The 22163-nt window shown below is 72.5% G+C and carries 23 protein-coding genes; 8 read left to right on the top strand and 15 right to left on the bottom strand.

What is annotated here, in order from left to right; all coding sequences use genetic code 11:
* Nucleotides 1–149: 149 nt before the first annotated feature.
* Together BUS84_RS24765 and BUS84_RS24760 are read left to right on the top strand one after the other, a co-directional pair.
* The gene (locus BUS84_RS24765; RefSeq protein ID WP_084757579.1) at nucleotides 150–2141 is read left to right on the top strand and encodes a DEAD/DEAH box helicase; all 1992 of its coding nucleotides are present in this window, start codon (nucleotides 150–152) and stop codon (nucleotides 2139–2141) included.
* Between the two features lie 106 nt (nucleotides 2142–2247).
* Nucleotides 2248–2868 (top strand): putative glycolipid-binding domain-containing protein, encoded by a 621-nt coding sequence (locus BUS84_RS24760; RefSeq protein WP_074319082.1) that lies wholly within the window; start codon nucleotides 2248–2250, stop codon nucleotides 2866–2868.
* Between the two features lie 25 nt (nucleotides 2869–2893).
* Here the strand turns inward: BUS84_RS24760 and cds1 are convergent, their stop codons facing one another.
* The 3 genes from cds1 to BUS84_RS24745 all read right to left on the bottom strand — a co-directional run bounded on the left by cds1 (nucleotide 2894) and on the right by BUS84_RS24745 (nucleotide 5529).
* Nucleotides 2894–3985, bottom strand: coding sequence for an L-cysteine desulfhydrase Cds1 (gene cds1 / locus BUS84_RS24755; RefSeq protein ID WP_074315985.1), 1092 nt, complete (start codon nucleotides 3983–3985; stop codon nucleotides 2894–2896).
* Nucleotides 3986–4016: 31 nt separating this feature from the next.
* Nucleotides 4017–4847, bottom strand: coding sequence for an SDR family NAD(P)-dependent oxidoreductase (locus tag BUS84_RS24750; protein WP_074315984.1), 831 nt, complete (start codon nucleotides 4845–4847; stop codon nucleotides 4017–4019).
* 223 nt (nucleotides 4848–5070) lie between these two features.
* Nucleotides 5071–5529 carry an Lrp/AsnC family transcriptional regulator gene (locus tag BUS84_RS24745; RefSeq protein WP_074315983.1) on the bottom strand — a complete coding sequence of 153 codons (459 nt, stop codon included), beginning with the start codon at nucleotides 5527–5529 and terminating at the stop codon, nucleotides 5071–5073.
* A gap of 269 nt (nucleotides 5530–5798) precedes the next feature.
* Here BUS84_RS24745 and BUS84_RS24740 point away from each other — a divergent pair, with 269 nt between their 5' ends.
* Nucleotides 5799–6065, top strand: coding sequence for a BldC family transcriptional regulator (locus tag BUS84_RS24740; RefSeq protein WP_007454516.1), 267 nt, complete (start codon nucleotides 5799–5801; stop codon nucleotides 6063–6065).
* Nucleotides 6066–6165: 100 nt separating this feature from the next.
* Here the strand turns inward: BUS84_RS24740 and BUS84_RS24735 are convergent, their stop codons facing one another.
* Nucleotides 6166–6795 (bottom strand): UbiX family flavin prenyltransferase, encoded by a 630-nt coding sequence (locus BUS84_RS24735; RefSeq protein WP_074315981.1) that lies wholly within the window; start codon nucleotides 6793–6795, stop codon nucleotides 6166–6168.
* 162 nt (nucleotides 6796–6957) lie between these two features.
* Here BUS84_RS24735 and BUS84_RS24730 point away from each other — a divergent pair, with 162 nt between their 5' ends.
* The gene (locus BUS84_RS24730; protein WP_074315979.1) at nucleotides 6958–7965 is read left to right on the top strand and encodes a terpene synthase family protein; all 1008 of its coding nucleotides are present in this window, start codon (nucleotides 6958–6960) and stop codon (nucleotides 7963–7965) included.
* Between the two features lie 28 nt (nucleotides 7966–7993).
* Here BUS84_RS24730 and mqnP read toward each other — a convergent pair whose 3' ends face one another.
* Both mqnP and BUS84_RS24720 read right to left on the bottom strand, forming a co-directional pair.
* Entirely contained in the window at nucleotides 7994–8905 is a 912-nt protein-coding gene (gene mqnP / locus BUS84_RS24725) for a menaquinone biosynthesis prenyltransferase MqnP (protein ID WP_074315977.1), read from the bottom strand.
* The gene (locus BUS84_RS24720; RefSeq protein WP_074315976.1) at nucleotides 8905–10365 is read right to left on the bottom strand and encodes a menaquinone biosynthesis decarboxylase; all 1461 of its coding nucleotides are present in this window, start codon (nucleotides 10363–10365) and stop codon (nucleotides 8905–8907) included. The genes mqnP and BUS84_RS24720 overlap by 1 nt, the downstream gene beginning before the upstream one ends.
* Nucleotides 10366–10542: 177 nt before the next feature.
* Here BUS84_RS24720 and BUS84_RS24715 point away from each other — a divergent pair, with 177 nt between their 5' ends.
* Nucleotides 10543–11418, top strand: a complete 876-nt coding sequence (locus BUS84_RS24715) for an alpha/beta fold hydrolase (RefSeq protein WP_074315975.1) — start codon at nucleotides 10543–10545, stop codon at nucleotides 11416–11418.
* Nucleotides 11419–11451: 33 nt separating this feature from the next.
* Here the strand turns inward: BUS84_RS24715 and BUS84_RS24710 are convergent, their stop codons facing one another.
* Nucleotides 11452–12006 carry a carboxymuconolactone decarboxylase family protein gene (locus tag BUS84_RS24710; RefSeq protein WP_074315973.1) on the bottom strand — a complete coding sequence of 185 codons (555 nt, stop codon included), beginning with the start codon at nucleotides 12004–12006 and terminating at the stop codon, nucleotides 11452–11454.
* A 96-nt stretch (nucleotides 12007–12102) separates the two neighbouring features.
* Here BUS84_RS24710 and BUS84_RS24705 point away from each other — a divergent pair, with 96 nt between their 5' ends.
* Both BUS84_RS24705 and BUS84_RS24700 read left to right on the top strand, forming a co-directional pair.
* The gene (locus BUS84_RS24705; RefSeq protein WP_074315971.1) at nucleotides 12103–12579 is read left to right on the top strand and encodes a MarR family winged helix-turn-helix transcriptional regulator; all 477 of its coding nucleotides are present in this window, start codon (nucleotides 12103–12105) and stop codon (nucleotides 12577–12579) included.
* A 75-nt stretch (nucleotides 12580–12654) separates the two neighbouring features.
* A complete protein-coding gene (locus BUS84_RS24700) occupies nucleotides 12655–12852 on the top strand; it encodes a hypothetical protein (RefSeq protein ID WP_074315969.1) in 198 nt (65 codons plus the stop codon).
* Nucleotides 12853–12884: 32 nt separating this feature from the next.
* On the opposite strand, the gene ccsB is transcribed toward BUS84_RS24700, so the two are convergent.
* From ccsB to hemL, 6 genes are read right to left on the bottom strand one after another with little or no spacing between them, the layout of a single operon-like run.
* Nucleotides 12885–13865, bottom strand: a complete 981-nt coding sequence (gene ccsB / locus BUS84_RS24695; protein WP_074315968.1) for a c-type cytochrome biogenesis protein CcsB — start codon at nucleotides 13863–13865, stop codon at nucleotides 12885–12887.
* Nucleotides 13865–15520: a cytochrome c biogenesis protein ResB gene (gene resB / locus BUS84_RS24690; RefSeq protein WP_074315966.1), complete on the bottom strand. Its 1656-nt coding sequence runs from the start codon at nucleotides 15518–15520 to the stop codon at nucleotides 13865–13867. Before resB ends, ccsB begins: the two co-directional genes overlap by 1 nt.
* Complete coding sequence (locus BUS84_RS24685; RefSeq protein ID WP_074315965.1) at nucleotides 15520–16377, bottom strand: cytochrome c biogenesis CcdA family protein; 858 nt, start codon at nucleotides 16375–16377, stop codon at nucleotides 15520–15522. Before BUS84_RS24685 ends, resB begins: the two co-directional genes overlap by 1 nt.
* Nucleotides 16377–16949, bottom strand: a complete 573-nt coding sequence (locus BUS84_RS24680; protein ID WP_074315964.1) for a TlpA family protein disulfide reductase — start codon at nucleotides 16947–16949, stop codon at nucleotides 16377–16379. Before BUS84_RS24680 ends, BUS84_RS24685 begins: the two co-directional genes overlap by 1 nt.
* A complete protein-coding gene (locus BUS84_RS24675) occupies nucleotides 16949–17596 on the bottom strand; it encodes a histidine phosphatase family protein (protein ID WP_074315963.1) in 648 nt (215 codons plus the stop codon). Before BUS84_RS24675 ends, BUS84_RS24680 begins: the two co-directional genes overlap by 1 nt.
* 6 nt (nucleotides 17597–17602) lie before the next feature.
* Nucleotides 17603–18940, bottom strand: coding sequence for a glutamate-1-semialdehyde 2,1-aminomutase (hemL, locus tag BUS84_RS24670; RefSeq protein ID WP_074315961.1), 1338 nt, complete (start codon nucleotides 18938–18940; stop codon nucleotides 17603–17605).
* A 164-nt stretch (nucleotides 18941–19104) separates the two neighbouring features.
* On the opposite strand from hemL, the gene BUS84_RS24665 reads away from it, so the two are divergent.
* The gene (locus BUS84_RS24665; protein WP_007454492.1) at nucleotides 19105–19440 is read left to right on the top strand and encodes an STAS domain-containing protein; all 336 of its coding nucleotides are present in this window, start codon (nucleotides 19105–19107) and stop codon (nucleotides 19438–19440) included.
* A 160-nt stretch (nucleotides 19441–19600) separates the two neighbouring features.
* On the opposite strand, the gene BUS84_RS24660 is transcribed toward BUS84_RS24665, so the two are convergent.
* Together BUS84_RS24660 and BUS84_RS24655 are read right to left on the bottom strand one after the other, a co-directional pair.
* Nucleotides 19601–21214, bottom strand: a complete 1614-nt coding sequence (locus BUS84_RS24660) for an ABC transporter permease (RefSeq protein WP_074315960.1) — start codon at nucleotides 21212–21214, stop codon at nucleotides 19601–19603.
* Nucleotides 21211–22110: an ABC transporter ATP-binding protein gene (locus tag BUS84_RS24655; protein ID WP_074315959.1), complete on the bottom strand. Its 900-nt coding sequence runs from the start codon at nucleotides 22108–22110 to the stop codon at nucleotides 21211–21213. Before BUS84_RS24655 ends, BUS84_RS24660 begins: the two co-directional genes overlap by 4 nt.
* Between the last annotated feature and the right edge of the window lie 53 nt (nucleotides 22111–22163).

Here is a 22163-nt window from a genome sequence, read left to right as displayed (position 1 = left end):
CGGCTGGCGGCTCCGCCGGACCGCCGTACACTAGTAGAGATCACTGACCCGGCGCGCGTGATGCGCGCCCATGGGCGATCTTGCGGGCGATCCGGCGGCACAGCCGCGGCAGGCCATCGCGAAGATGCGCCCCGCTCGAAAGGCATTTGTTGACCACCTCTGCTGACCACAGCATCGTTCCGTCCGTTTTCGATTCCGCCCCGGCGGTGGCCGACGCCACCCTGGAGACGCCCGACGCCGCCCCGGCCGAGGTAGCCGAGCCCGTCGACTTCGCCGCGCTCGGCCTGCCCGAGCCGCTGGTCCGCGCGCTGGCGCGGCAGGGCATCACCACTCCGTTCGAGATTCAGCGGGCCACCGTGCCGGACGCGCTCGCCGGCCGGGACGTGCTCGGCCGTGGGCAGACCGGCTCGGGCAAGACGCTCGCGTTCGGCCTGCCGCTGCTGGCCCGGGTCGCCGCCGGCCAGCCGGCCCGGCCGATGCGTCCGCGCGCCCTGGTCCTGGTCCCGACCCGGGAGTTGGCCATGCAGGTCAACGACGCCCTGCTGCCGCTGGGCAAGGCGATCAACGTGTTCCTGAAGACCGCCGTCGGCGGGGTGCCGTACGACCGTCAGATCGACGCGCTGCGGCGCGGCGTGGAGATCATCGTCGCGACCCCGGGCCGGCTCGGCGACCTGATCGAGCGGGGCATCTGCCAGCTCGACGACGTCGAGGTGACGGTGCTCGACGAGGCCGACCAGATGGCCGACATGGGCTTCCTGCCCGAGGTGACCGAACTGCTGGCGAAGACGCCCGCGAACGGTCAGCGGCTGCTCTTCTCGGCCACCCTGGACGGTGACGTCGACACGCTGGTCCGGCGCTTCATGACCGATCCGGTGACCCATTCCACCGCGCCGTCCACCGCCTCGGTGTCCACCATGGATCACCACATGCTGTTGATCCCACCGCACGAGAAGTTCCCGGTGACGGCCTCGATCGCCGCCCGGGACGGCCGGACCATGGTCTTCGCCCGGACCCAGCTCGGCGTCGACCGGCTGGTCGAGCAGCTCGCCGCCGTCGGCGTACGGGCCGGTGGCCTGCACGGCGGCAAGACCCAGCGGATGCGCACCAAGACGCTGGCCGAGTTCCGCGAGGGCCGGATGAACGTCCTGGTCGCCACCGACGTGGCGGCCCGGGGCATCCACGTCGACGGGGTCACCCTGGTGCTGCACGTCGACCCGCCAAAGGACCCCAAGGACTACCTGCACCGCGCCGGGCGCACCGCCCGTGCCGGCGAGTCGGGCGCGGTCGCCACGCTGGTGCTGCCCAAGCAGCGCCGTACCACCCTGGCGATGATGGAGAAGGCCGGCGTCGCGCCGGCCGAGAGCCGGGTCCGCCTCGGGGACCCGGCGCTGGCCGAGCTGATCGGTGCCCGCGAGCCCAGTGGCGTTCCGGTCCGCGTGGAGGCGGAGCCCCGGGGCTACGGTGACCGGTCCGGCGGCGCGCGTCGGTTCGGCGACCGGCCGCAGGGCGAGCGCCGCTACGGCGACCGCCCCCAGGGTGAGCGCCGCTACGGCGATCGTCCGCAGGGCGAGCGCCGCTACGGCGACCGGCCGACCGGCGAGCGGCGCTACGGCGACCGCCCGCAGGGTGACCGGCAGTACGGCGATCGTCCGCAGGGCGAGCGGCGCTACGGCGACCGGCAGTACAGCGACCGGCCGACCGGCGAGCGGCGCTACGGCGACCGCCCGCAGGGTGACCGGCAGTACGGTGACCGGCCGCAGGGCGACCGGCAGTACGGTGACCGGCCGACCGGCGAGCGCCGGTACGCCGATCGGGACACCCGGGGTTACGGCGACCGGCCGCAGGGCGAGCGCCGTTTCGGCGACCGGCCGCAGTTCGGCGACCGGGACGGCCGTGGCGACCGCCCGACCGGCGAGCGGCGCTACGGCGACCGCCCGCAGGGCGACCGGCAGCAGGGCGACCGGCCCGCCGACGAGCGCCGGTTCGGGGACCGACCGGCCGGGGAGCGGCGCTTCACGGACCGGGACGCTCGGGGTGGTTTCCGCGCCGAGGGCCGCGGTCAGGGTGACCGGCAGCGCGACGACCGGCAGCGCGACGACCGGCGTGGCTTCGGCGGGCGACCGCCGGCCCGTACCCACTGATCGTCTGATCCACCGAACGCCGCCGCGGAGCCCACGCTTCGCGGCGGCGTTCGCGCATGCCCTGCCGATGTCGGCTCGGTCGCGTAACGTCCGGCTCATGCCGACCATGCCGAAGTCGATCTTCTGGTCCCGGACGGACACCGCCGGCAGTGAGCACGTCCTGTTCGACGACGGCCACGGGTTGGCGGCCCGAGGCACCCTGCTCGCCGTGGACCCGATCCCGTGGACCGCCCGCTACCAGCTGACGACCGCCCCGGACTGGAGCACCAGCCGGGTCGAGGTCGAGGCGGAGGGGCCGGGCTGGCTGCGCAGGGTCACGTTGGAGCGGGCCGCGGGCCGGTGGCGGGTGACCACCGCCGAGCAGGGCAACCTGGACGCGGCACTCGTCGCGGCCGGTCATCCCCGGTCCGGCCTGCCGGGCACCGACGACCCGGACCGGCTGGCCGACGCGCTCGACGTGGACCTGAGCGGGTCGCCGCTGTTCAACACCCTCCCGGTCCACCGGCTCGGGCTCGCCGCCCAGCCGGCCGACCTGCCGCACCGGATCACCGCGGCGTGGGTCCTGCTGCCGGGTCTGGAGGTGGTGCCGGCCGAGCAGATCTACACCGGGCTCGGGCCCGGCCGGGTGCGGTTCGCCAGCGGCACCTTCACCGCCGACATCGATCTGGACGCCGACGGCTACGTGGTGCGCTACCCCGGGCTGGCCGAACGGATCGACCCACGCTGAGTGCGCCGACCCGGCTCGGCCGGGTTCAGGCGGGCCAGGCGCCGCTGGTCAGGAAGCGGTCGATGGTGGCCGCGTGCGGTGTCAGGTCGTGGCCCTGCGCGGCCACCCAGTCGTCGGAGTAGTAGGTGTCCGCGTACCGGTCGCCGGCGTCGCAGATCAGGGTGACCACGGAGCCGGTCCGACCCTCGGCGAGCATTCCGGCGATCAGGCCGAAGGCCCCCCACAGGTTGGTGCCGGTGGAGCCACCCACCCGGCGGCCAAGCACCGCCGAGCCGGCCCGCATGGCGGCCAGCGACGCCGCGTCCGGCACCTGGACCATCCGGTCCACCACCGCGGGCAGGAAGGACGCCTCCACGGTGGGGCGGCCGATCCCCTCGATCCGGGATCCCTTTCCGGTGCGCACGGACCAGTCGGCGGCCAGCCAGGCCGGGTAGAACGCGGAGTTCTCCGGGTCCACCACACAGAGCTTGGTGGCCAGGCGGCGGTACCGGACGTATCGGCCGATGGTCGCGCTGGTTCCCCCGGTGCCGGCGCCCACCACGACCCAGGCCGGGATCGGGTGCCGCTCCAGTTTCAGCTGCGCGTAGATCGACTCGGCGATGTTGTTGTTGCCCCGCCAGTCGGTGGCCCGCTCGGCGTAGGTGAACTGGTCCATGAAGTGGCCGCCGGAGTCCTCTGCCAGCCAGCGGGCCTCGACCACCACGCTCGCCGGGTCGTCCACCAGGTGGCACCGGCCGCCCTGGAACTCGATCTGCGCAATCTTCTCCGGCGAGGTGGAGGCGGGCATCACCGCGATGAACGGCAACCCGAGCATCCGGGCGAAGTACGCCTCGGAGACCGCCGTGGAGCCGGAGGACGCCTCGACGATCGTGGTGCGCGGCCCGATCCAGCCGTTGCAGAGCCCGTAGAGGAAGAGCGAGCGGGCCAGCCGGTGCTTCAGTGAGCCGGTCGGGTGCACCGACTCGTCCTTGAGGTAGAGGTCGATCCCCCACTCCCGGGGCAGCGGGAACGGCAGCAGGTGGGTGTCGGCCGAGCGGTTCGCGTCCGCCTCGACGGCGGCGATCGCCTCGGTCACCCAGGTCCGGCTGGCCTCGTCGCACCGGTCGAGATGAGTCACGCCGGCAAGGTAGCAAGCGGTTCTGAGGAGGTCAGCGCGGGTCCGCCGACGTGACCCGGCGGAGTTGGCGGCGCTGCCCGGCCCGGCCGACGGCCCGGACCAGCGGGGTCAGCCCGATGGCCAGCCGAGGCAGGGCGTCCAGCAGCCGGACCTGGGCGCCCCGCCAGCGGGGCAGGCTGACCACCGGGCGTGGCCGGCGGGCCAGTCGTGCCGCCCGGGCGGCCACCCGCTGCGGGGTCAGCATGGACCCGGTGAACGACGCCAGCGCCCCGGGGTCGTCCAGCCGGTCGTGCAGCATCGGGGTCCAGATGCCGTCCGGGCAGAGGCAGGAGACGTGTACCCGCCGATATCCGGCCATCCGCAGGTCGGACAGGGTGCCGAGGCTGAACGCCAGCAGCGCGTGTTTGCTGGCCGCGTACACCGTCTCGCCGGGTGCGGCGACCAGCCCGGCCAGCGAGACGACGTTCAGCACGTGGCCGTGCCCCTGCCCGCGCATCACCGCGAGTGCGGCGAGGGTGCCGTTCATCGCGCCGAGCGCGTTCACGTCGAGCACCCGGCGGCGGGTCGGTCCGTCGTGCTCCCACGAGGGGCCGGTGACCAGGATGCCGGCGTTGTTGACCCAGAGACCGAGGCCACCCCGGCTCGCTGCCGTCGCGGCGATCTCGGCGCAGGCGTCCTCGTCGCGGACGTCCAGGGCGGCGGACCAGCCGCCGAGCGGCGCGGCGGCGACGGCCACCGCAGCCGGGTCGACGTCGGTGAGCAGCACCGACCAACCGTCGGCGTGCAGCGCGGCGGCGACGGCCCGGCCCAGCCCGCCGGCTGCCCCGGTCACCACTGCCGCTCCACGTTCCGGCGAGGTCATCGGCGAAACGCTACCGCCGGCCGCCGGTACGGCACCAGGGCCAACCGACCCACCCCAGGGGCGGGTACGGGGCAGGGCGGTGTCCTTTGCTCTGCTTCAGCGGACGCAACACGGAGCGGCCCGCACTGGTGCGTGGGTGTAAGCAGAGCAAAGGACGCATGGGAGGGGTGGTGGCCGAACGCCCTGACCTTCGGGTACGAGGCCGAGCCCCACCGCCGCGCTGTCAGGCGGCCGGCGGGCCGACCGGCTGGGGGCGGTTCTCCCACTTCGTGGAGAGCGCGATGGCGGTACGGGTAGAGGCGACCCCGGGTGTCCGGTTCAGCCGCACGATCAACTGCTCCAGCTCGGCGATCGTGCCGACCCGCGCCTTGAGCAGGAAGGACTCCACACCCGCCATGAAGTAGCAGGACTCGATCTCGGGCAGCACCCGGAGCGACTCGAGCATGTCGTCGCTGTCCGCGCCGGAGTCCTCGACGATGCCGATCAGCGCCGTGACACCCAGCCCGATCGCCTCCGGCTCCACGTCCGCGCGATAGCCGCGGACCACGCCGCTGCTCTCCAGCTTGCCGACCCGCTCGTGCACGGCCGGAGCGGAGAGACCGACCTGCCGGGCGAGCTCGGCGTACGAGAGGCGGGCGTTTCCACGCAGCAGGTCGACGAGGCTGAGGTCGATGGCGTCCACGGAGAGTGACCTTATCCGGTTGGGCGTAACGCGATGCCTTCGGCATCCGTTGCACTCAGCAGTGAGTAACTGTTCGAGAACTGACAGTGAAGGTCGGGGTTGCACCAGTACCATTTACTAACTCACCACTCAGTGCATTTCTCGCGTTTGGCGGACAGGCCAGGTCCCTGGTGCTGTAATTGCCATACGTCCCTCATGACGGCTCTGGGCTCGCACCAGCCGGGGGCAGTGTGTTCAGCCAGGGGCTTCGTCGACGCGAGGAGGGGGCTGTGGACACTGGAGATCGCCTGCTGACACCAGGTGAGGTCGCCGCGCTGTTTCGGGTGGACCCGAAGACTGTGACGAGATGGGCGGCGGCCGGCCGGATAGGAAGCATCCGGACTCCAGGCGGGCATCGCCGGTTTCGGGAATCCGAGGTGCGGGCCCTGCTTGAGGGGGAGGGCATGCTGGACGAGGTGGACGAGGTCGGAAAACCACGCAACGTGGGCCCGGCCGCCTCCACCGGGCCGGGTCCGGCCAACGCCGGCATGTACTGAACTGGTGCGGACAAACGCTACGCGGACCGGGCACGAGTCCGGTCCGCGTCCCGCTTCGGTCACCCGTCGTGGGCGTGACCGGGCGGGTTGAACCGAGGGCTCAGCTCCGGGCCGCGCCGAGCCGGCCGGACCAGCGTCGGAACAGCGTGTGCGGGACGCCGAGCGCGTCGAGCACCTTGCCGGCCACGAAGTCGACCAACTGCTGCGCGCTGGCCGCCGCGCCCGCGCCGTAGAAGCCGGGGCTGGCCGGCAGCACCACCGCACCAGCGTCGTGCAGCGCAATCAGATGCTCCAGGTGACTGCGGGTCACCGGCGTCTCCCGAGGCACCACCACGACCGGCCGACGCTCCTTGAGGTTGACCTCGGCGGCACGCTGCAACAGGTCCTTGGAGAGCCCGATCGCGATGCCCGCGCACGCCGCCGTGCTGGCCGGGATCACGGCCATTCCGCGTACCCGGTAGGAACCGCTGCTCGGGCCGGCCGCCAGGTCTCCCGCCGGCCAGTGCCGCACGTCCGCGCCGGTCAGGTCCCGGCCGAGCCAGGCGGCGAGGTCCTCGGCCCAGTGCGCGTCCCGGAACGGCCGGCCGGTCTCGTCGAGCACGGTGAGCCGCGCCGCCCGGGAGACGATCAGGTCCACCGGTTCGCCCGCGTCGAGCAGCCCGCCGACCACGGCCGCCGCGTACGGCGTACCGGAGGCTCCGGAGACCCCGACCACCCATGGTTCCCGCATGCCCCCCAGCCTGCCTGGTGGGGATCGTCCGCCGGTGGGCACCCCCGGGATCGGCTTCCCGGTGGCTCGCCCGAGATGTCCGGCGGGTACCTACGTATCCCGTCGACCTGGCATGCTGCCGGTTGCCATTCGCACCGACAGCAGATCGCACAGGAGGCATCGGTGACGACCGGCGAGGCCCTCTGGACGCTGCGCGCCGAATGTCCGATCCCGGCCCGGCTCTCGCCGCACGCCGACCGGGTGCACGAGTGGCTGCTCCGCCTGCTGCCCGAGCTGGGCCTGCCGCTGGACGACGCCGCGCTGCACCGGCTGAGCCGGGGAGCCTTCGCCCGGTACGCCGGCCGGCTCTACCCGGACGCCACCGAGGCCGACCTGCGGAGCCTGACCGCACTGTTCACCTGGTTCTTCCTGGTCGACGACGCCTGCGACGGGCCGGGCCGGCTCGCTCCGGAGCAGATCCGCGCTCTGCGTGACGGCACGTTGGCGCTGCTGCACGACGGTCCCCGGGCACGACACGCCGGGTTGACCGGTCCGCTACGGCGGCTGCTGGTGCTGGCCTGGCGCGAGCCGCGCCGCCGGATGCCGGCCCGGTGGCGGCTGCGCTTCGCCGACGCGGTGGCCCGGCACCTCGACGGGACCTGGCGGGAGGCGGTCAACAAGGAGGCCGGCCGCCGACCCGGCGTCACCGAGTACGTCGAGCTGCGTCGCGCCACCTCAGCGGCGGACGTGTCGTACCCGCTGGTGGAGTTCGTCACCGGCCGGTCGCTGCCCGACCCGGTCTACCACCACCCGCTGCTGCGCCGGGTCGCCCACACCGGCAACGACCTGCTCTCCTGGTACAACGACCTCGCGTCGCTCGACCGCGACCGGGCCACCGCGGGCGGGCACAACCTGGTGCTGGCCATGCAGGACGAGTGGGGTCTGTCGCCGGCGGAGGCGGTGGGCCGGGTGGCCGAGCGCTGGCAGGAGTCGATGCGGCGCTTCGTCGCGCTGCGGGCCACGGTGCCGTCGTTCGGTCCGGCGCTGGACGAGGCGGTCACCGACCACCTCGACGGGGTTGCCAACGCGGTGCGCGGCACCATCGAGTGGACGCTGGAGAGCGGCCGCTACCCCACCGGCAAGGAAGGGGCCCTTCTTAACGCCTCCGCTAGAGGAAGGGCCCCTTCTTAACAACCGGCGCGCGCCGGGGCGGGCGGCCTCAGGGCCGCAGGCCGAGCCGGATCACCAGGTCGAGCAGGGCGAAGGCGAACAGCGCGATGCCGACGAAGCCGTTGGCGGTGAAGAACGCCCGGTTCACCCTGCTCAGGTCGGTCGGGGTGACCACCAGGTGCTGGTAGCCGAACGCGACCGCGGTGAGCGCCAGACCGACCCACCAGAGCCAGCCGAACCCGACCACCGCTCCGAACCAGACGAAGAGCCCGAAGGTCACCACGTGCGCCACGGTGGAGGCGTGCAGCGCGAAGCGCCGGCCGTACCGGGCGGGCACGCTGTGCACGCCGATCTCCCGGTCCACCTCGTCGTCCTGGCAGGCGTAGATCAGGTCGAACCCGCCGATCCACAGCCCGACCGCCGCGCCGAGCAGCCAGGCCGGCCCGGAGCCGTCCAGGGTGCCGGTGACCGCCAACCAGGCGCCGACCGGGCCGACCGCCTGGGCGACCGCGAGGATGGCGTGCGGCCAGTTGGTGAACCGCTTGCCGTACGGGTAGACCACCAACGGCACCACGGCGAGCGGCGCCAGCACCAGGCAGAGCGGGTTGAGCAGGGCTGCGGCGGCGAGGAAGACCACCAGCGCGACGGCCGCGCCGGTCCAGGCCGTTCGTACGCTGACCGCCCCGGTGACCAGCTCCCGGGCGGAGGTACGCGGGTTCCGCGCGTCGATCCGCCGGTCGAGGATCCGGTTGGCGGCCATCGCGAACGTCCGCGCCCCGACCATCGCCACGGTGATCAGCAACAGGTCCATCCAGCGCACCCGGCCGCCGTTGACCTGCATCGCGGTCAGCGCCGACAGGTACGCGAACGGCAGCGCGAAGACCGAGTGTTCGATGGTGACGAGCTTGAGGAACGACTTGATCCGGCCCGGCCGTTCGGCCGGCGCGTCGAGGACCGCCATCAGATGCCGTACTCCTTCCAGCGCTTGTCGACCAGGGAGGTGACCTCCGGCGACATGCTCATCTCCTCCGGCCAACCGCGGGTGTACCCCTCGGTGGGGAGCTTGCGGGTGGCGTCGACGCCCACCTTGCCGCCCCAGAACTGCTGGTACGACGCGTGGTCGAGGTGGTCGACCGGGCCCTCGGTGAGCAGCAGGTCGCGCGCGTAGTCGACGTTGCCGAAGGCACGGAAGGCGACCTCGTTGTAGTCGTGCACGTCGCAGTCCTCGTCGACGATCACGATGAGCTTGGTCAGCGACATCAGGTGCGCGCCCCAGATCGCGTTCATCACCTTCTGCGCGTGCTTCGGGTAGCGCTTGCGGATCGACACGATCGCGCAGTTGTGGAAGACACCGGCGGCCGGCAGGTCGTAGTCCACGATGTCCGGGATCAGCAGCTTGAGCAGCGGCTGGAAGATCCGCTCGGTGGCCTTGCCGAGGCCGTGGTCCTCCTGCGGCGGCTTGGAGGTGACGATCGAGTGGTAGACCGGCTTGCGCTGCATGGTCATCGCCTCGATGTGCAGCACCGGGAACGGCTCGACCGGCGTGTAGAAGCCGGTGTGGTCGCCGAACGGCCCCTCGGGCAGCCGCTCGCCGGGCTCCAGGTAGCCCTCCAGCACGATCTGCGCGTGCGCCGGCACCTGCAACGGCCCGGTGAGGCAGTCGACCATCTCCACCCGCTCGCCGCGCAGGAAGCCCGCGAACAGGTATTCGTCGATGTCACCGGGCAGCGGCGCGCTGGCCGCGTACGAGACGACCGGGTCGCAGCCGATCGCGACCGCGACCGGCAGGCGCTGCCCGAGCCGCTCGGCGACCGCGTGGTGGGCGGTCGAGTCCTTGTGGATCTGCCAGTGCATGCCCAGGGTGTTGCGGCCGTGCTGCTGGAGCCGGTACAGCCCGAGGTTGCGCTTGCCGGTCTCCGGGTGCTTGGTGTGGGTGAGCCCGTAGTTGTGGAAGATCCCGCCGTCGCCGGGCCAGACCTGGAGCCCGGGCAGCCGGTTGAGGTCGACGTCCTCGCCCCGGTAGACCACCTCCTGGCAGGGCGCGGTCTTCACCTTGCGTGGCGGCACCGACTTGAGCTGCATGACCTTGCCGAGGCCTTCGCGGATGCCGGACCAGCCGACCGGCAGCTCCGGCTTGACCAGCGCGCCGATCCGGGCCCCGATCTCGTCCAGCGAGTCGACGCCGAGCGCCATCGCCATCCGCTTCTCGGTGCCGAACAGGTTGATCGCCACCGGCATCTCGCCCCGGGTGGGGCGCTCGAAGAGCAGTGCCGGCCCGCCGGCCCGCACGGTGCGGGTGACCACCTCGCTGATCTCCAGGGTCGGATCGACCGGGACGCTGACCCGACGCAGCTCCCCCGCGCGCTCCAGCGCCGCGAGGAAGTCCTTGAGATCGGTGTACGGGAAGCCACGAGCCGCCATGCCGCCAGTCTCCCGCACCGGGTGCCGTGCCTCCCAAGGCGGGTGGTGTGACGCCCGCGATGGCCCGGGGGCCAGCGGCGGGCCGCCGGTGATCGCCTCGGGTAGAGCAGGGTCCACATCCCCCGGCATGGCGGGCGGTTGAGCGGGTAGCCGGGCAGCCGGCGGACGGAGGCGGCGATGGGTGGCGAGCGGGTTCCCGCGGGGTTCACCGAGCAACGGACGCGGGTCGACCAGATCACCATGAACTACGTCCGTGGTGGCAGCGGTCCGCCACTGGTACTGCTGCATGGATATCCGCAGTGCTGGCACATGTGGCGACACCTGCTGCCCGAACTGGGGCGCTCCTTCGACGTGGTCGCGCCCGACCTGCGCGGCTTCGGGGACAGCGACGCCCCGGCCGGTGGGTACGACAAGAAGTCGGTCGCCGCCGACCTGCACGGACTACTGGACCACCTCGGCCTGGCCAGTGACCTCCGACTGGTCGGGCATGACCTGGGGACCATGGTGGCATACGCGTACGCCGCCGCCCATCCGCAGCGGGTGAGTCGGCTGGTGCTCAGCGAGGCCCCGATCCCCGACGAGAACATCTACACGTTCCCCGCGCTGACCCCGGCCGGGCCAGGGGTGTGGAACTTCGGCTACTTCTCAATCGGCAACGGGCTTCCGGAGGAGTTGGTCAACGGGCGGGAGTCGCTCTGGGTGGACCGGTTCACCGACGCCCTGATGGTGCGCAAGGGCAGCATCGCCGCGCCTGACATCGAAAAGTTCGCCAGCCACCTGCGCGACCCGGCGCATCTGCGGGCCAGCTTCGCCTACTTCCGGGCATTCGATCAGGACATCGCCGACAACGCGGCGTACCGGGCCACGAAGCTGAAGATGCCGGTGCTGGCCGTCGGCGCAGCGGCCAGCCTCGGTGGGCAGGTCGCCGAGCAGGTTCGCCGGTACGCCGACACGGTCCGCGGCGAGGTGATCGAGGAGTGCGGGCACTGGCTGTACGAGGAGCGCCCGGACGAGATGCTCGCCCTGCTACGTGACTTCCTCGGGGCGGCCTGAACAGCGGCTCGTCCCGCCCGCACGCGTCCCCGATCAGGCTGCGGGCGTCCAGGTGTGGACGGCAAGTGGCGGGTCGAGCGGCGCGCGGGTGAGCCGGTTGGCGAAGGTGGAGATGGTGTACGTGCCGACGCCGAGCACCACGTCCAGCGCGTGCCGGGGCTGGTAGCCGGCGGCCAGGAACTCGCCCAACTGGTCGTCGGGCACCGCGCCCCGGTGGTCGAGCACGGCCAGCGTGAACCGGCGCAGCGCCTCCAACCTCGGCTCGGGCAGCGGCGTGCCGGCACGCAGCGCGGTGATCAGCTCGGTGGCCGCGCCGAGCCGGGTGAGCGTGCCGGTGTGCAGGGCGACGCAGACGTGGCACTCGTTCGTGGTGGCGACGGCGAGGACGACGACCTCCCGCTCCAGAGGTTCGAGGGCGGTCTGTTCGAAGCCCGCGTTGGCGGTGAGGAAGCCGGCGAGCAGCTGCGGCGACTCGGCCATCAGCGCCACTGGGGCGGGCAGCCAGCCGATGCGGCGGCGTACCGCCTCGACGCTCGGGCGGGCGGCGGCGGGGACGGTCTCGGCGGTGTGCGCGGTGAAGACGGACACGGGTACCTGCTTTCGGAGCATCGATCGGCGACGCCACGGCGCCGTCCAGTAAGATAGTCAACGTGGTTGACGAGATAGTAAACGTGGTTGTCGAACATGGCAAGCGCTGATTCCGCGCGGCCCGGCTTCCAGTTGCCGCTGTTGCTGCTGGCCGGCTTCCGGACGCTCATCGACGACCTGCACGCCGAGCTGGCGCGGCAGGGTCACCCGGAGCTACGACCCCTGCACGGCTTCGTGCTCCAGGCCGTCGGGGTGGACGGCATCACCGCCACCGAGCTGGGCCAGCGGCTGGGCATCTCCAAGCAGGCCGCCGGCAAGACAGTCGACCGGCTGGTTGCCGTCGGCTACCTCGACCGGGTCGACGATCCGCGGGACGCCCGCCGCCGGGTGATCACCATGACCCCACTCGGTGTCGACGGGCTGCGCCGCTCGGCGGAGATCTTCGACCGGCTGCGCGAGCGGTGGGCCGAAAGCCTCGGCCCCGAGCGGGTGGACGCCCTGGAGGACGACCTGCGGACGATGGCCGCCGCCAACTGGTTCCGGCTCGACGTGCCGGGCTGGTTCGGCGGCTGACTCCCCGACCCGAGCAACGGCGAGGTATCTCACCGGACCTGGCGGACCGACCGCGCACGGGAGCAGGGTGGAGCCATGTCGGACGCCTACGTCGTCGGTGACCCGGACGGGTTGTCACCCCTGCTGGTCGAATTGCGCGACGCCATCGCGCGGGAGTTGCACGCCCAGCTGGCGCTGCGCGCCGAGCGGATCGAACTGGCCGACCTGCCGGAGGTTGCGTACCAGGTCACCGTCCAGGTCGACCGGACGCTACGCGCCTGGCGACCACGGTAAAACCAGGCCGACGGGTAGGACCCGCCCGTCGGTCAGTCGAGGCCGCCGTACGAGTGCAGGCCGGTGAAGAAGATGTTCACGCCGAACAGGTTCATCAGCATGGTGAGGAAGCCGAGCACCGCGAGCCAGGTGGCCACGTTGCGCTTGACGCTGGGCGTGGCCCGGGCGTGCAGGTAGCCCGCGTACACCACCCAGGAGATGAACGCCCAGGTCTCCTTCGGGTCCCAGCCCCACGGCCGCCCCCAGGCCGCCTCGGCCCAGATCGCCCCGGCGATCACCGCGAAGGTGAAGATCGGGAACGCGAAGGCGTGCAGCGCGAAGGTCAGCCGCTCCAGGCTGACCGCCCCCGGCAGTCGCTTGGCCAGGGTGTACGGGAAGCTCCGCTTGCCCTGCTCGTACCCGGCGCGCATCAGGTAGCCGACCGCCGGCACCACGCCGAGCAGGAAGATGCCGGACGAGAAGACGATGGTCGAGACGTGGATGACGAACCAGTACGAGTTCAGTGCCGGCACCAGCGGCACGATCGGCACGTACAGCACCAGCTCGGCGGTGGCCACCAGCAGCACCATCACCAGGGTGAGAAACAGCCCGAGCTTGCGCAGCGAGGGCCGCTTCCAGAGCACCACCAGCCAGGCCGCGACCCCGATGAACGTCACCGTGAGCACGAACTCGTACATGTTGCCCCACGGCATCCGGTCGGCCGCGATGCCACGCGTGACCAGCGCCGCCAGGTGCAGCGCGGCCGCGAGCCCGGTGGCCCCCACCGCGATCAGGCCGGCGATCCGGGCACGCCGCGCCGAGCGGTCGGCCACGCCCGACGGCGGGACCGCCGCCGGCGACGCGGGTACACCGCCGCCTCCGCCGACCCCGGCACCCACCAGCTCGCGGGCGGGAGCCGCGGCAGCGACCCGGGCGCGAGTGTTGCCCAGCGCGTACTCCACGGCATGGCTGATCATCGCGACCAGGTACGCCAGGATCGCGAAGGTCACCAGATTGTCGGAGAGTGCGGACATCACTCGGTCCCTTCTCGCACGCCGGTCCGGTCACTGGAGTCAGCGGCCGTGCCGGCCCGCTCGGTCGCCCGTCCGTCACCGCTGACCGCGGCGACGAGTTGGGCGAACTCGTCGGCGAACCCTGGATAGTCGGTGCGCGGCAACCCGCCGACCTCCATCAAGCTACTACCGCCCGTCGGAGATCCTTCCGCGGGGTCGGCCGGCATCACCCGGAAGAACACCCGGCGGCGCCGCCCGAACAGCGACCCCATCAGCCCGACCAGCAGGAAACCGCAGCTGATCAGCAGCATCGTCGAGCCGGGGTCGTGCCGGACGGAAAGGGTCACGTACCGCTCGGTGCCCAGGAACTCGACCTTGGTGCCGTCGTCGAGCGTCCAGCTCTCACCCTTGCGGAGCAGCTTGGTGCCGACCTCCTTGACCTTGCCGGCCCGCACCTGCCGCTGGTCGAGCTGGTAGACCGAGCCGGGGATGCCCGCGTCCAGGCCGAGGTTGCCCCGGTAGGCCACCAGGTTCAGCGCCGGGTTGCGCTCGGCCGGGTACTCCGAGCGGACGAACGGCGCCTGCTGCGGTGCCGTGGGCAGGTAGATGCCGGTGAACGCGATCTGCTCGTCCGGCGCCCGCTTTCCGGTGGCCGGGTCGACGTTCGCGTCCGGGAAAGCCGCCAGGCCCTCGCTGGTCAGGCCCATGTCGCCGGTGGTCAGGAACGGCTCGTCGCTGATCTGGCTGTTGCCGAACCGGTCGGTGTAGCGGATCACCGGGGCGTACCCGTGGCCGAGCAGGTAGATGCTCGCGCCGCCCAGCCGCAGCGGCGAGTTCACCGAGAAGTCCCCACTGCGGGTGGGCTCGTCGGGGCCGTCGACGGTCACCCTGGCGTTGAAGAACTCCGGCTGGCCGGACGGCAGGAACCGGGCCTGGAAGTCGTCCAGCCGCAGGCAGAAACCGGGCAGGTCCGCGCTGTCCACCCGGGGGCCGAGCTTCGCCTCGGCGTACTGCTGCCGGGTGTTGCAGAAGGCGTTGTCCGCGCCCGCCACCAGCAGCCGGTTGCCGCTCCAGCCGTACCACGAGCCGAGCGCGACACCGATCAGCACGGCGATCAGCGAGGTGTGGAACAGCAGGTTGCCGGTCTCCTTGAGGTAGCCCTTCTCGGCGGACACCTCGTCGCCGCGGACCTCCACCCGCCAGCGTCGGCGGCGCAGCACCTCGGCGATCGCCGCTGCGCCACCCGCCGGGGCGGGCAGCACCGCGTGCTGCGGCAACCGCTGGAGCCGCTTCGGCGCGGCCGGCGGCCGGGACCGCAGTGCCCGGACGTGATCGCGCAGGCGGGGCGTGATGCAGCCGATCAGCGAGGTGAACAGCAGCAGGTAGATCGCGGAGAACCAGACCGAACCGAAGACCTCGAACGCGCCGATCCGGTCCAGCCGAGGGGCCAGGTCCGGGTGGTCGGTGAAGTACTCGTTGACCTTCTCCGGGCTGATCCCACGCTGCGGCAGCACCGAGCCGGGAATGGCGGCGATCGCGAGCAGGAAGAGCAGGATCAGTGCGGTACGCATGCTGGTCAGCTGCCGCCACGAGTTGCGCAGCAGGGCCAGCAGCCGGTTGGGTCGGCGCCGGGGCGCCGGAGCCGTGGTCTCCGGCCGGTCGTCCAGGACCGTCATCAGATGCTCACCTCGCCCACCCCGACGGTGGTCTGCAACCAGATCACGAAGCTCTGCCACCCGCCGGTGACCAGCGCAAGGCCGATCAGGATGAGCAGGGCGCCGCCGACCCGGGTGACCCAGCGGCTGTTGCGCCGGACGGCGCGGAAGACCCCGAGCAGGCGCTGGAAGCCCAGCCCGAAGACGACGAACGGTATCCCCAGCCCGAGGCAGTACGCCACAGCGAGCACCACGGCGCGGTCGCTCTGCCCGCTCGCGGTGGCCATGCCCATCACCGCGCCGAGCGTCGGGCCGGTGCAGGGCACCCAGCTGAGCGCGAAGACCGCGCCGAAGACCGGGGCGCCGAGCAGCCCGGCGGAGGGCAGCCGGGAGATCCGGAACTCCCGTTGCAGGGCTGGGATCAGCCCGAGGTAGCCCAGCCCGAGCACGATGATCAGCGCGCCGATCACGATTTCCAACTGCCGCTCGTAGTCGAAGAAGACCCGGCCGATGCTGGCGAACAGGATCGCGGTGGCGACGAAGACGACGGTGAAGCCGGCGATGAAGAGCAGCGTTCCGACGAGCACCCGGCCCTTGACCGCGCCGGCCCGCGCGACCCGCTCCCGTACCGCGACACCCCCACCGTCGCCGTCATGTCCGGCGGCGGTGTCAACCGGGGACCCGTGCGTTAACAAGGTGCCCTTCCTTGCACGGCCGTCCAGGTCGGCGCCGGCCAGGCCGGTGACGTACGAGAGGTAGCCGGGGACCAGCGGAAGCACGCACGGGGAGAGGAAGCTGACCAGGCCGGCGAGCGCCGCCGCGCCGATGGCCAGCAGCAGCGGGCCGCTCAGGGCCAGCTCCCGGAAGGTCTCGCCCATCAGCGGGAACCGCTGGACGGCTGCTCGGCGGCGATCCGCTCGACGATCGGTTGCAGGCCCTCCTGCTTGACCGCGGCGCGGATCACCGAGGCGATCCGACCCTCCCGGTCGAGCACGACGGTCGCCGGGACGGTGTTCGGCGGGATGTCCAGGGCCAGCGCCAGCTTGCTCGGCGGGTCGAACAGGCTCGGATAGGTGACCCGGCCCTCCTCGAACGCCTTGGCCTTGTCCCGCTGGTCCTGCACGTTGATGCCGAGGAAGGTCACCCCGGAGCCCTTGGTGGCCTGGTAGGTGGCTTCCAGGTCGTCCGCCTCGGCGCGGCACGGGGCGCACCAGGAGCCCCAGAAGTTGACCACGATCACCTGGCCGCGGGCCTGGCTGACGTCGTAGCTACCGCCGGTGAGCAGCTCACCGGCGAGCTTCGGGGGTGTCGAGCGCTGGTCCGGAGCGCACTCGATGATCCCGTCGGAGGTGGTCGTGCAGGTCTTCTCTTGGCCCTGCGACGTGCAGCCGACCAACGCCACCGCGGCGACGGTGGCGAGCAGGCCGGCGGTCCACCTCCGGGCGTTCATCAGGCCCCCTTGGCCGTCCGGGCGGTCGCGGAGAGAGCGATCAGGTGCGCCGCCGGCTCGCTGTAACCGATGCCGACCACCTTCGCGCCGTCGAAGTGGAACGACGTGAGGCTGGCCAGCCCACACTGCCGCTTGCGCGGGTCGTGCCAGAGCCGCTTGCGCTCGACGTACCGGCGCAGCGTCCAGATCGGGAGCTGGTGCGAGACCAGCACCGCCTCGCGCCCCTCGGCGGCGACCCGGGCGGCGTGCACGGCGGCGAACATCCGCTCCGCGATGGCCCGGTACGCCTCGCCCCAGGACGGGGTCATCGGGTCGCGCAGCACCCACCAGTTGCGCGGGTCGCGGAACGACCCGTCGCCCGGCGACACCTTCTTGCCCTCGAACCAGTTGGCGCTCTCGATCAGCCGCTCGTCCACCCCGACCGGCAACCCGAACTGGGCCGCGATCGGCTCGGCGGTCTGCTGGGCGCGCTCCAGCGGGCTGGCCACCACGTGCACGACCTCCCGCTCGGCCAGCCCCTGCGCGGCGGCCTTGGCCATCTGCACACCCAGCTCGGAGAGACGGAAACCGGGCAGCCGACCGTAGAGGATCTGGTCGGGGTTGTACACCTCGCCGTGCCGGAGCACGTGGACCACCGTCTTGCTCACCGCTCGCTACCCCCCGAGACCCGCCGCTGCCGCCGCGTTCGCCGCCGTCGGCAGCGCGGCGGCGATCTGCTCCAGAGCGGCGTCGTCGATCGCCGCCGACACGAACCACGACTCGAACGCGCTCGGCGGCAGGTAGACGCCGGCGGCGAGCATCGCGTGGAAGAACGCCTTGAACGCCGGCACCTGCTGGGTGCGAGCGCTGTCGTAGTCGACCACGTCGGCGTCGGTGAAGAAGATGGAGAACATGCTGCCCGCGTACGACAGGCGGTGCGGGACCCCGGCGGCGGCCAGCGCGTCGGCGGCGAGCTTGCCCACGACGGCGGCGGTCTCGTCGAGGCGGCGGTACAGCTCGTCGTCGGCCAGCCGCAGGGTCGCCAGGCCGGCGGCGCAGGCCAGCGGGTTACCGGAGAGCGTGCCGGCCTGGTAGACCGGGCCGGCCGGGGCGAGCCGCGCCATGATCTCGGCGCGCCCGCCGAACGCGGCGGCGGGCAGCCCGCCACCCATGACCTTGCCGTACGTCCACAGGTCGGCGTCGGACGGGTCGAGGCCGTGCCAGCCGGCGCGGGAGACCCGGAACCCGGTCATCACCTCGTCCACCACGAGCAGCGCGCCGTGCGCGTGCGCGATCCGGGCGAGCTGCTGGTTGAAGCCGTCACGGGGGGCGACCACGCCCATGTTGCCGGCGGCGGCCTCGGTGATCACCGCGGCGATGTGCGGACCCTCGGCGGCGAAGGCCTCCTCGACCGCCCTGATGTCGTTGTACGGCAGCACGATCGTCTCGCTGGCCGCCGCGCCGGTGACGCCGGGCGAGTCGGGCAGGCCGAGGGTGGCCACCCCGGAACCGGCCGAGGCGAGCAGCGCGTCGACGTGCCCGTGGTAGCAGCCGGCAAACTTGATGATCTTGGAACGCCCGGTGAAGCCACGGGCCAGCCGGATCGCCGACATGGTCGCCTCGGTGCCGGAGTTGACCAGGCGCACCTGCTCCACCGGCGTCCGGTCGACGATCTCGGCGGCCAGCTCCACCTCACCAGGGGTGGGGGTGCCGAAGCTGGTGCCCCGGGCGGCGGCGGCCTGCACGGCGTCCACCACCTCCGGGTGGGCGTGCCCGAGGATCAGCGGACCCCAGGAGCAGACCAGGTCCACGTAGCGGCGGCCGTCGGCGTCGTGCAGCCACGGGCCCTCGCCACGAACCATGAAGCGGGGGGTGCCGCCGACCGCCTGGAAGGCACGCACGGGGGAGTTCACCCCGCCCGGCACGATGGCGCGGGCGCGGTGGAACAGGGCCTCGGAAGCCGGAGCTTCGGCCGGGTAGCGGCCGGATCCGGCGGAGAAGGTGTCGGTCACGATGCCGCCATTGTGTCAGCGCCGGACGGTCAATCGGCAGCCACCCCGCGCCGGGGTTACCGGGCTCACCCGCCTCCGGCACCCACCGGCGGCACGACGCGGCGCCGGGCGGCGGCTGTCGGCCTCGACAGGCCGGGTCGTCCGGATCGCGCTAGGCTGACCGGGTGGATCGTGCCGAACTGTCCATCACGCTACACCGGACGGGCGACGAAGCAGTGCTGCGCCTGGCTGGTGAGATCGACATGCTCACGGCCGCCCAGCTCTCCACCGTGGTCAACGAGGTGCTGGCCGACCCGCCCCCGCGGATCGTGCTCGACCTGGGTGGCGTCACCTTCTGCGACTCGCAGGGCCTGGGCACCCTGGTCGTGCTCAGCCGCAAGGCCAGCCACGCGCAGAGCCTGCTGATGCTGACCCACGTGGGCGACTTCCTGATCCGCGTCCTGGACATCACCGGCCTCCGCAGCGCCCTGATGATCCGCAACGACCAACCCACCGGCTGACCCCCCCCCCGGCCCCCGCCGCCCGCCCGCCCGCCCCCTGGGTCTCGTCGATCTAGGGGAAATCGTCGTGAGTTGATCTCCACGGACAGCGATCCGCCCTAGATCGACGGGGCGTGGGGCCGGGGGGAGGGGGCGGGCGGGGAGGGGCGGGGCGGGGCGGTCAGGGGGTGGGGAGGTCTCGGGTGTGGAAGGTGCGTAGGGCCAGGGTGATCAGGGCGCCGGTCACGGCGGTCAGGGCGATCAGCGGGGTGGCGGTCCAGTCGGGGCCGAGGACCTGCGGGGTGTGGGTGAACGGGGAGAGGTCCAGCGCCCACTGATCCAGCTCCAGCACCGCACCGAGCTGGCCGAGCAGCAGGCAGCCGGCGAGCACCACCCACGCGCCCGCGGAGAACCGGGGCAACCAGCCGACCAGCAACGCCGCCAGCCCCGCCAGCACCCAGGCCGCCGGCACCTGGGCCAGGCCGGCACCGAGCAGCCGGGGCAGCTCGCCCCCGACGTCGCCGACGCTGAGGCCGTAGGCCAGCCCGGTGGCGAGCCCGGCCACGGCGAGCACCACCGCCGGGCCGAGCAGGGCGAAGAGCAGGTGCGCCGCCAGCCAGCGGGTCCGGCTCACCGCCGTGGCGAGCAGCGGTTCGGCCCGCCCGGCGGTCTCCTCCGCCCGCGCCCGCAGCGCGGCCTGGATGCCGTACCCGGCAGCGGCCAGCGCGGTCAGGCTCAACGTCCCACCGAGGTACGCCTCCGCGAGCGCGGAGCTGCCACCCAGCCGGGCCAGGATCTCGGCGACCTGCTGGTTGCCCTGCACCGCGTCGCCGGCGGCGTCCGCCGCGCCGCCGAGCACCAGGCCGAGCAGCGCGAACCCGACGGTCCAGCTGAGCAGCTGGCCCCGATGCAGCCGCCAGGCCAGGCCGAACGGGCCTGCCAGCCGCGGCCCGGCCGTCGCCGGGCCGAGCCGGGGCGGGAACACCCCGGCACCGAGGTCCCGGCGCACCGAGACGGGGTACGCGACGAGCGCGATCACCGCACTGAACAGCAGCGGCAGCAGCAGCACCCACCAGCGCTCCTCGGCGAAGGCCCGACCCCGGGCCGCCCAGCCCAGCGGGGAGAGCCAGCTCAGCCACTCCGCCCTGCCACCGGTGCCGCCGGAACCTCCCGCGTCGCCGGCCAGCCGCAGCACGAAGGCCAGCCCGAGCGCACCCAGGCCGATCCCGCGTGCCCCGGCCGCGCTCTCGGTGAGCTGCGCGGCCAGCCCGCCGACCGTGGCGAAGACGATGCCGGTGAGCGCCACCCCGGCCCCGAAGAGCAGCGAGCCGGCACCGGGCAGGCCCGCGGCGACCAGGCCGGCGGCGGTGAGCAGGCCGAGAAGCAGGTTCGCGGCGTACGCCACCAGCAGCGCGGCGGTCAGCCCGGCGTACCGGCCCAGCACGGTGGCGCCGAGCAGCTCGCGTCGGCCGGCCTCCTCCTCCGTCCGGGTGTGACGGACCACGGTGAGGACGCTGACCAGCGCGGCGATCAACGCCAGCAGGCCGGCCCGCTGGACGGTGAGCGCGCCGACGCTGTCGCCGTACACCGGGCCGAGCAGGGCGACGATCGACGGGGTGCTCGCCGTACCGGCCAGGTACGCGGCCCGCTCGGCGGCGGTCGGGTACAGCCCGGCGTACGTGCCGGCGTAGCTGGCCGGCAGCACGGCCAGCAGCAGGATCCAGATCGGCAGCACGACCCGGTCCCGGCGCAGGATCAGTCGCACCAGGTGCCTCGTGCCCGTGAAGGCGCTCACCGGACAGCCTTCGGCTCGGCCTGGTAGTGCCGCAGGAACAGCTCCTCGAGCGTCGGCGGCTGGCTGACCAGGCTGCGTACGCCGATCTCGGTGAGCCGGCGCAGGGCGGCGTCCAGCGCGGCGTTCTCCACGTCGAAGCGCACCCGGGTCCCGTCCACCCGCAGGTCGTGTACGCCGGCCAGCCGCCCCAGCCCGTCCACCGGGCCGGTCAGCTCGGCCTCGATCGAGGTCCGTCGCAGGTAGCGCAGGTCGGTCAGGGTGCCCGTCTCGACGTCCCGACCGTTGCGGATGATCGTCACGCGGTCGCAGAGCGCCTCCACCTCGGCCAGGATGTGGCTGGAGAGCAGCACGGTGCGGCCGTCGGCCTTCGCCCGGCGGACCCAGTGCTGGAAGACCTCCTCCATCAGCGGGTCCAGGCCGGAGGTCGGCTCGTCCAGGATGAGCAGTTCGGCGTCCGAGGCGAGGGCGGCCACCAGGCCGACCTTCTGCCGGTTGCCCTTGGAGTACGCCCGGCCCTTCTTGCGCGGGTCCAGCTCGAAGGAGTCGAGCAGTTCGGCCCGGCGGGCCGGGTCGAGACCACCGCGCATCCGGCCGAGCAGGTCGATGACCTCGCCGCCGGAAAGGTTGGGCCAGAGCGTCACGTCGCCCGGCACGTACGCCAGCCGGCGGTGCAGGGCCACCGCGTCGCGCCACGGGTCACCACCGAGCAGCCGGACGGCCCCCGCGTCCGTCCGCAGCAGGCCGAGCAGCGCTCGGATGGTGGTCGACTTGCCGGCGCCGTTCGGGCCGAGGAAGCCGTGCACCTCGCCGGCGCGGACGGTCAGGTCGAGACCGTCGAGCGCCCGGGTCCGGCCGAAGGTCTTGACCAGGCCGGACACCTCAATGGGAGTATCCATGCATTGGAAGCTACACTCGTTTCACAAAGTTGTGAAGACTGTGAGATCTGGGG

The organism is Micromonospora cremea (genome assembly GCF_900143515.1).
GTDB classification, from domain to species: domain Bacteria; phylum Actinomycetota; class Actinomycetes; order Mycobacteriales; family Micromonosporaceae; genus Micromonospora; species Micromonospora cremea.
The sequence above is the reverse complement of the archived record's forward strand: the minus strand, read 5'-3'. Positions and strand labels throughout refer to the sequence as shown.

Coding starts and splice junctions, on each gene's coding strand:
- BUS84_RS24760 (WP_074319082.1), top strand. CDS start 2,248: ATGCCGAAGTCGATCTTCTGGTCCCGGACGGACACCGCCGGCAGTGAG.
- BUS84_RS24685 (WP_074315965.1), bottom strand. CDS start 16,377: ATGGGCGAGACCTTCCGGGAGCTGGCCCTGAGCGGCCCGCTGCTGCTG.
- ccsB (WP_074315968.1), bottom strand. CDS start 13,865: ATGTCCGCACTCTCCGACAATCTGGTGACCTTCGCGATCCTGGCGTAC.
- BUS84_RS24715 (WP_074315975.1), top strand. CDS start 10,543: ATGGGTGGCGAGCGGGTTCCCGCGGGGTTCACCGAGCAACGGACGCGG.
- BUS84_RS24655 (WP_074315959.1), bottom strand. CDS start 22,110: ATGGATACTCCCATTGAGGTGTCCGGCCTGGTCAAGACCTTCGGCCGG.
- BUS84_RS24700 (WP_074315969.1), top strand. CDS start 12,655: ATGTCGGACGCCTACGTCGTCGGTGACCCGGACGGGTTGTCACCCCTG.
- BUS84_RS24705 (WP_074315971.1), top strand. CDS start 12,103: ATGGCAAGCGCTGATTCCGCGCGGCCCGGCTTCCAGTTGCCGCTGTTG.
- resB (WP_074315966.1), bottom strand. CDS start 15,520: ATGACGGTCCTGGACGACCGGCCGGAGACCACGGCTCCGGCGCCCCGG.
- BUS84_RS24720 (WP_074315976.1), bottom strand. CDS start 10,365: ATGGCGGCTCGTGGCTTCCCGTACACCGATCTCAAGGACTTCCTCGCG.
- BUS84_RS24680 (WP_074315964.1), bottom strand. CDS start 16,949: ATGAACGCCCGGAGGTGGACCGCCGGCCTGCTCGCCACCGTCGCCGCG.
- BUS84_RS24750 (WP_074315984.1), bottom strand. CDS start 4,847: ATGACCTCGCCGGAACGTGGAGCGGCAGTGGTGACCGGGGCAGCCGGC.
- BUS84_RS24735 (WP_074315981.1), bottom strand. CDS start 6,795: ATGCGGGAACCATGGGTGGTCGGGGTCTCCGGAGCCTCCGGTACGCCG.
- mqnP (WP_074315977.1), bottom strand. CDS start 8,905: ATGGCGGTCCTCGACGCGCCGGCCGAACGGCCGGGCCGGATCAAGTCG.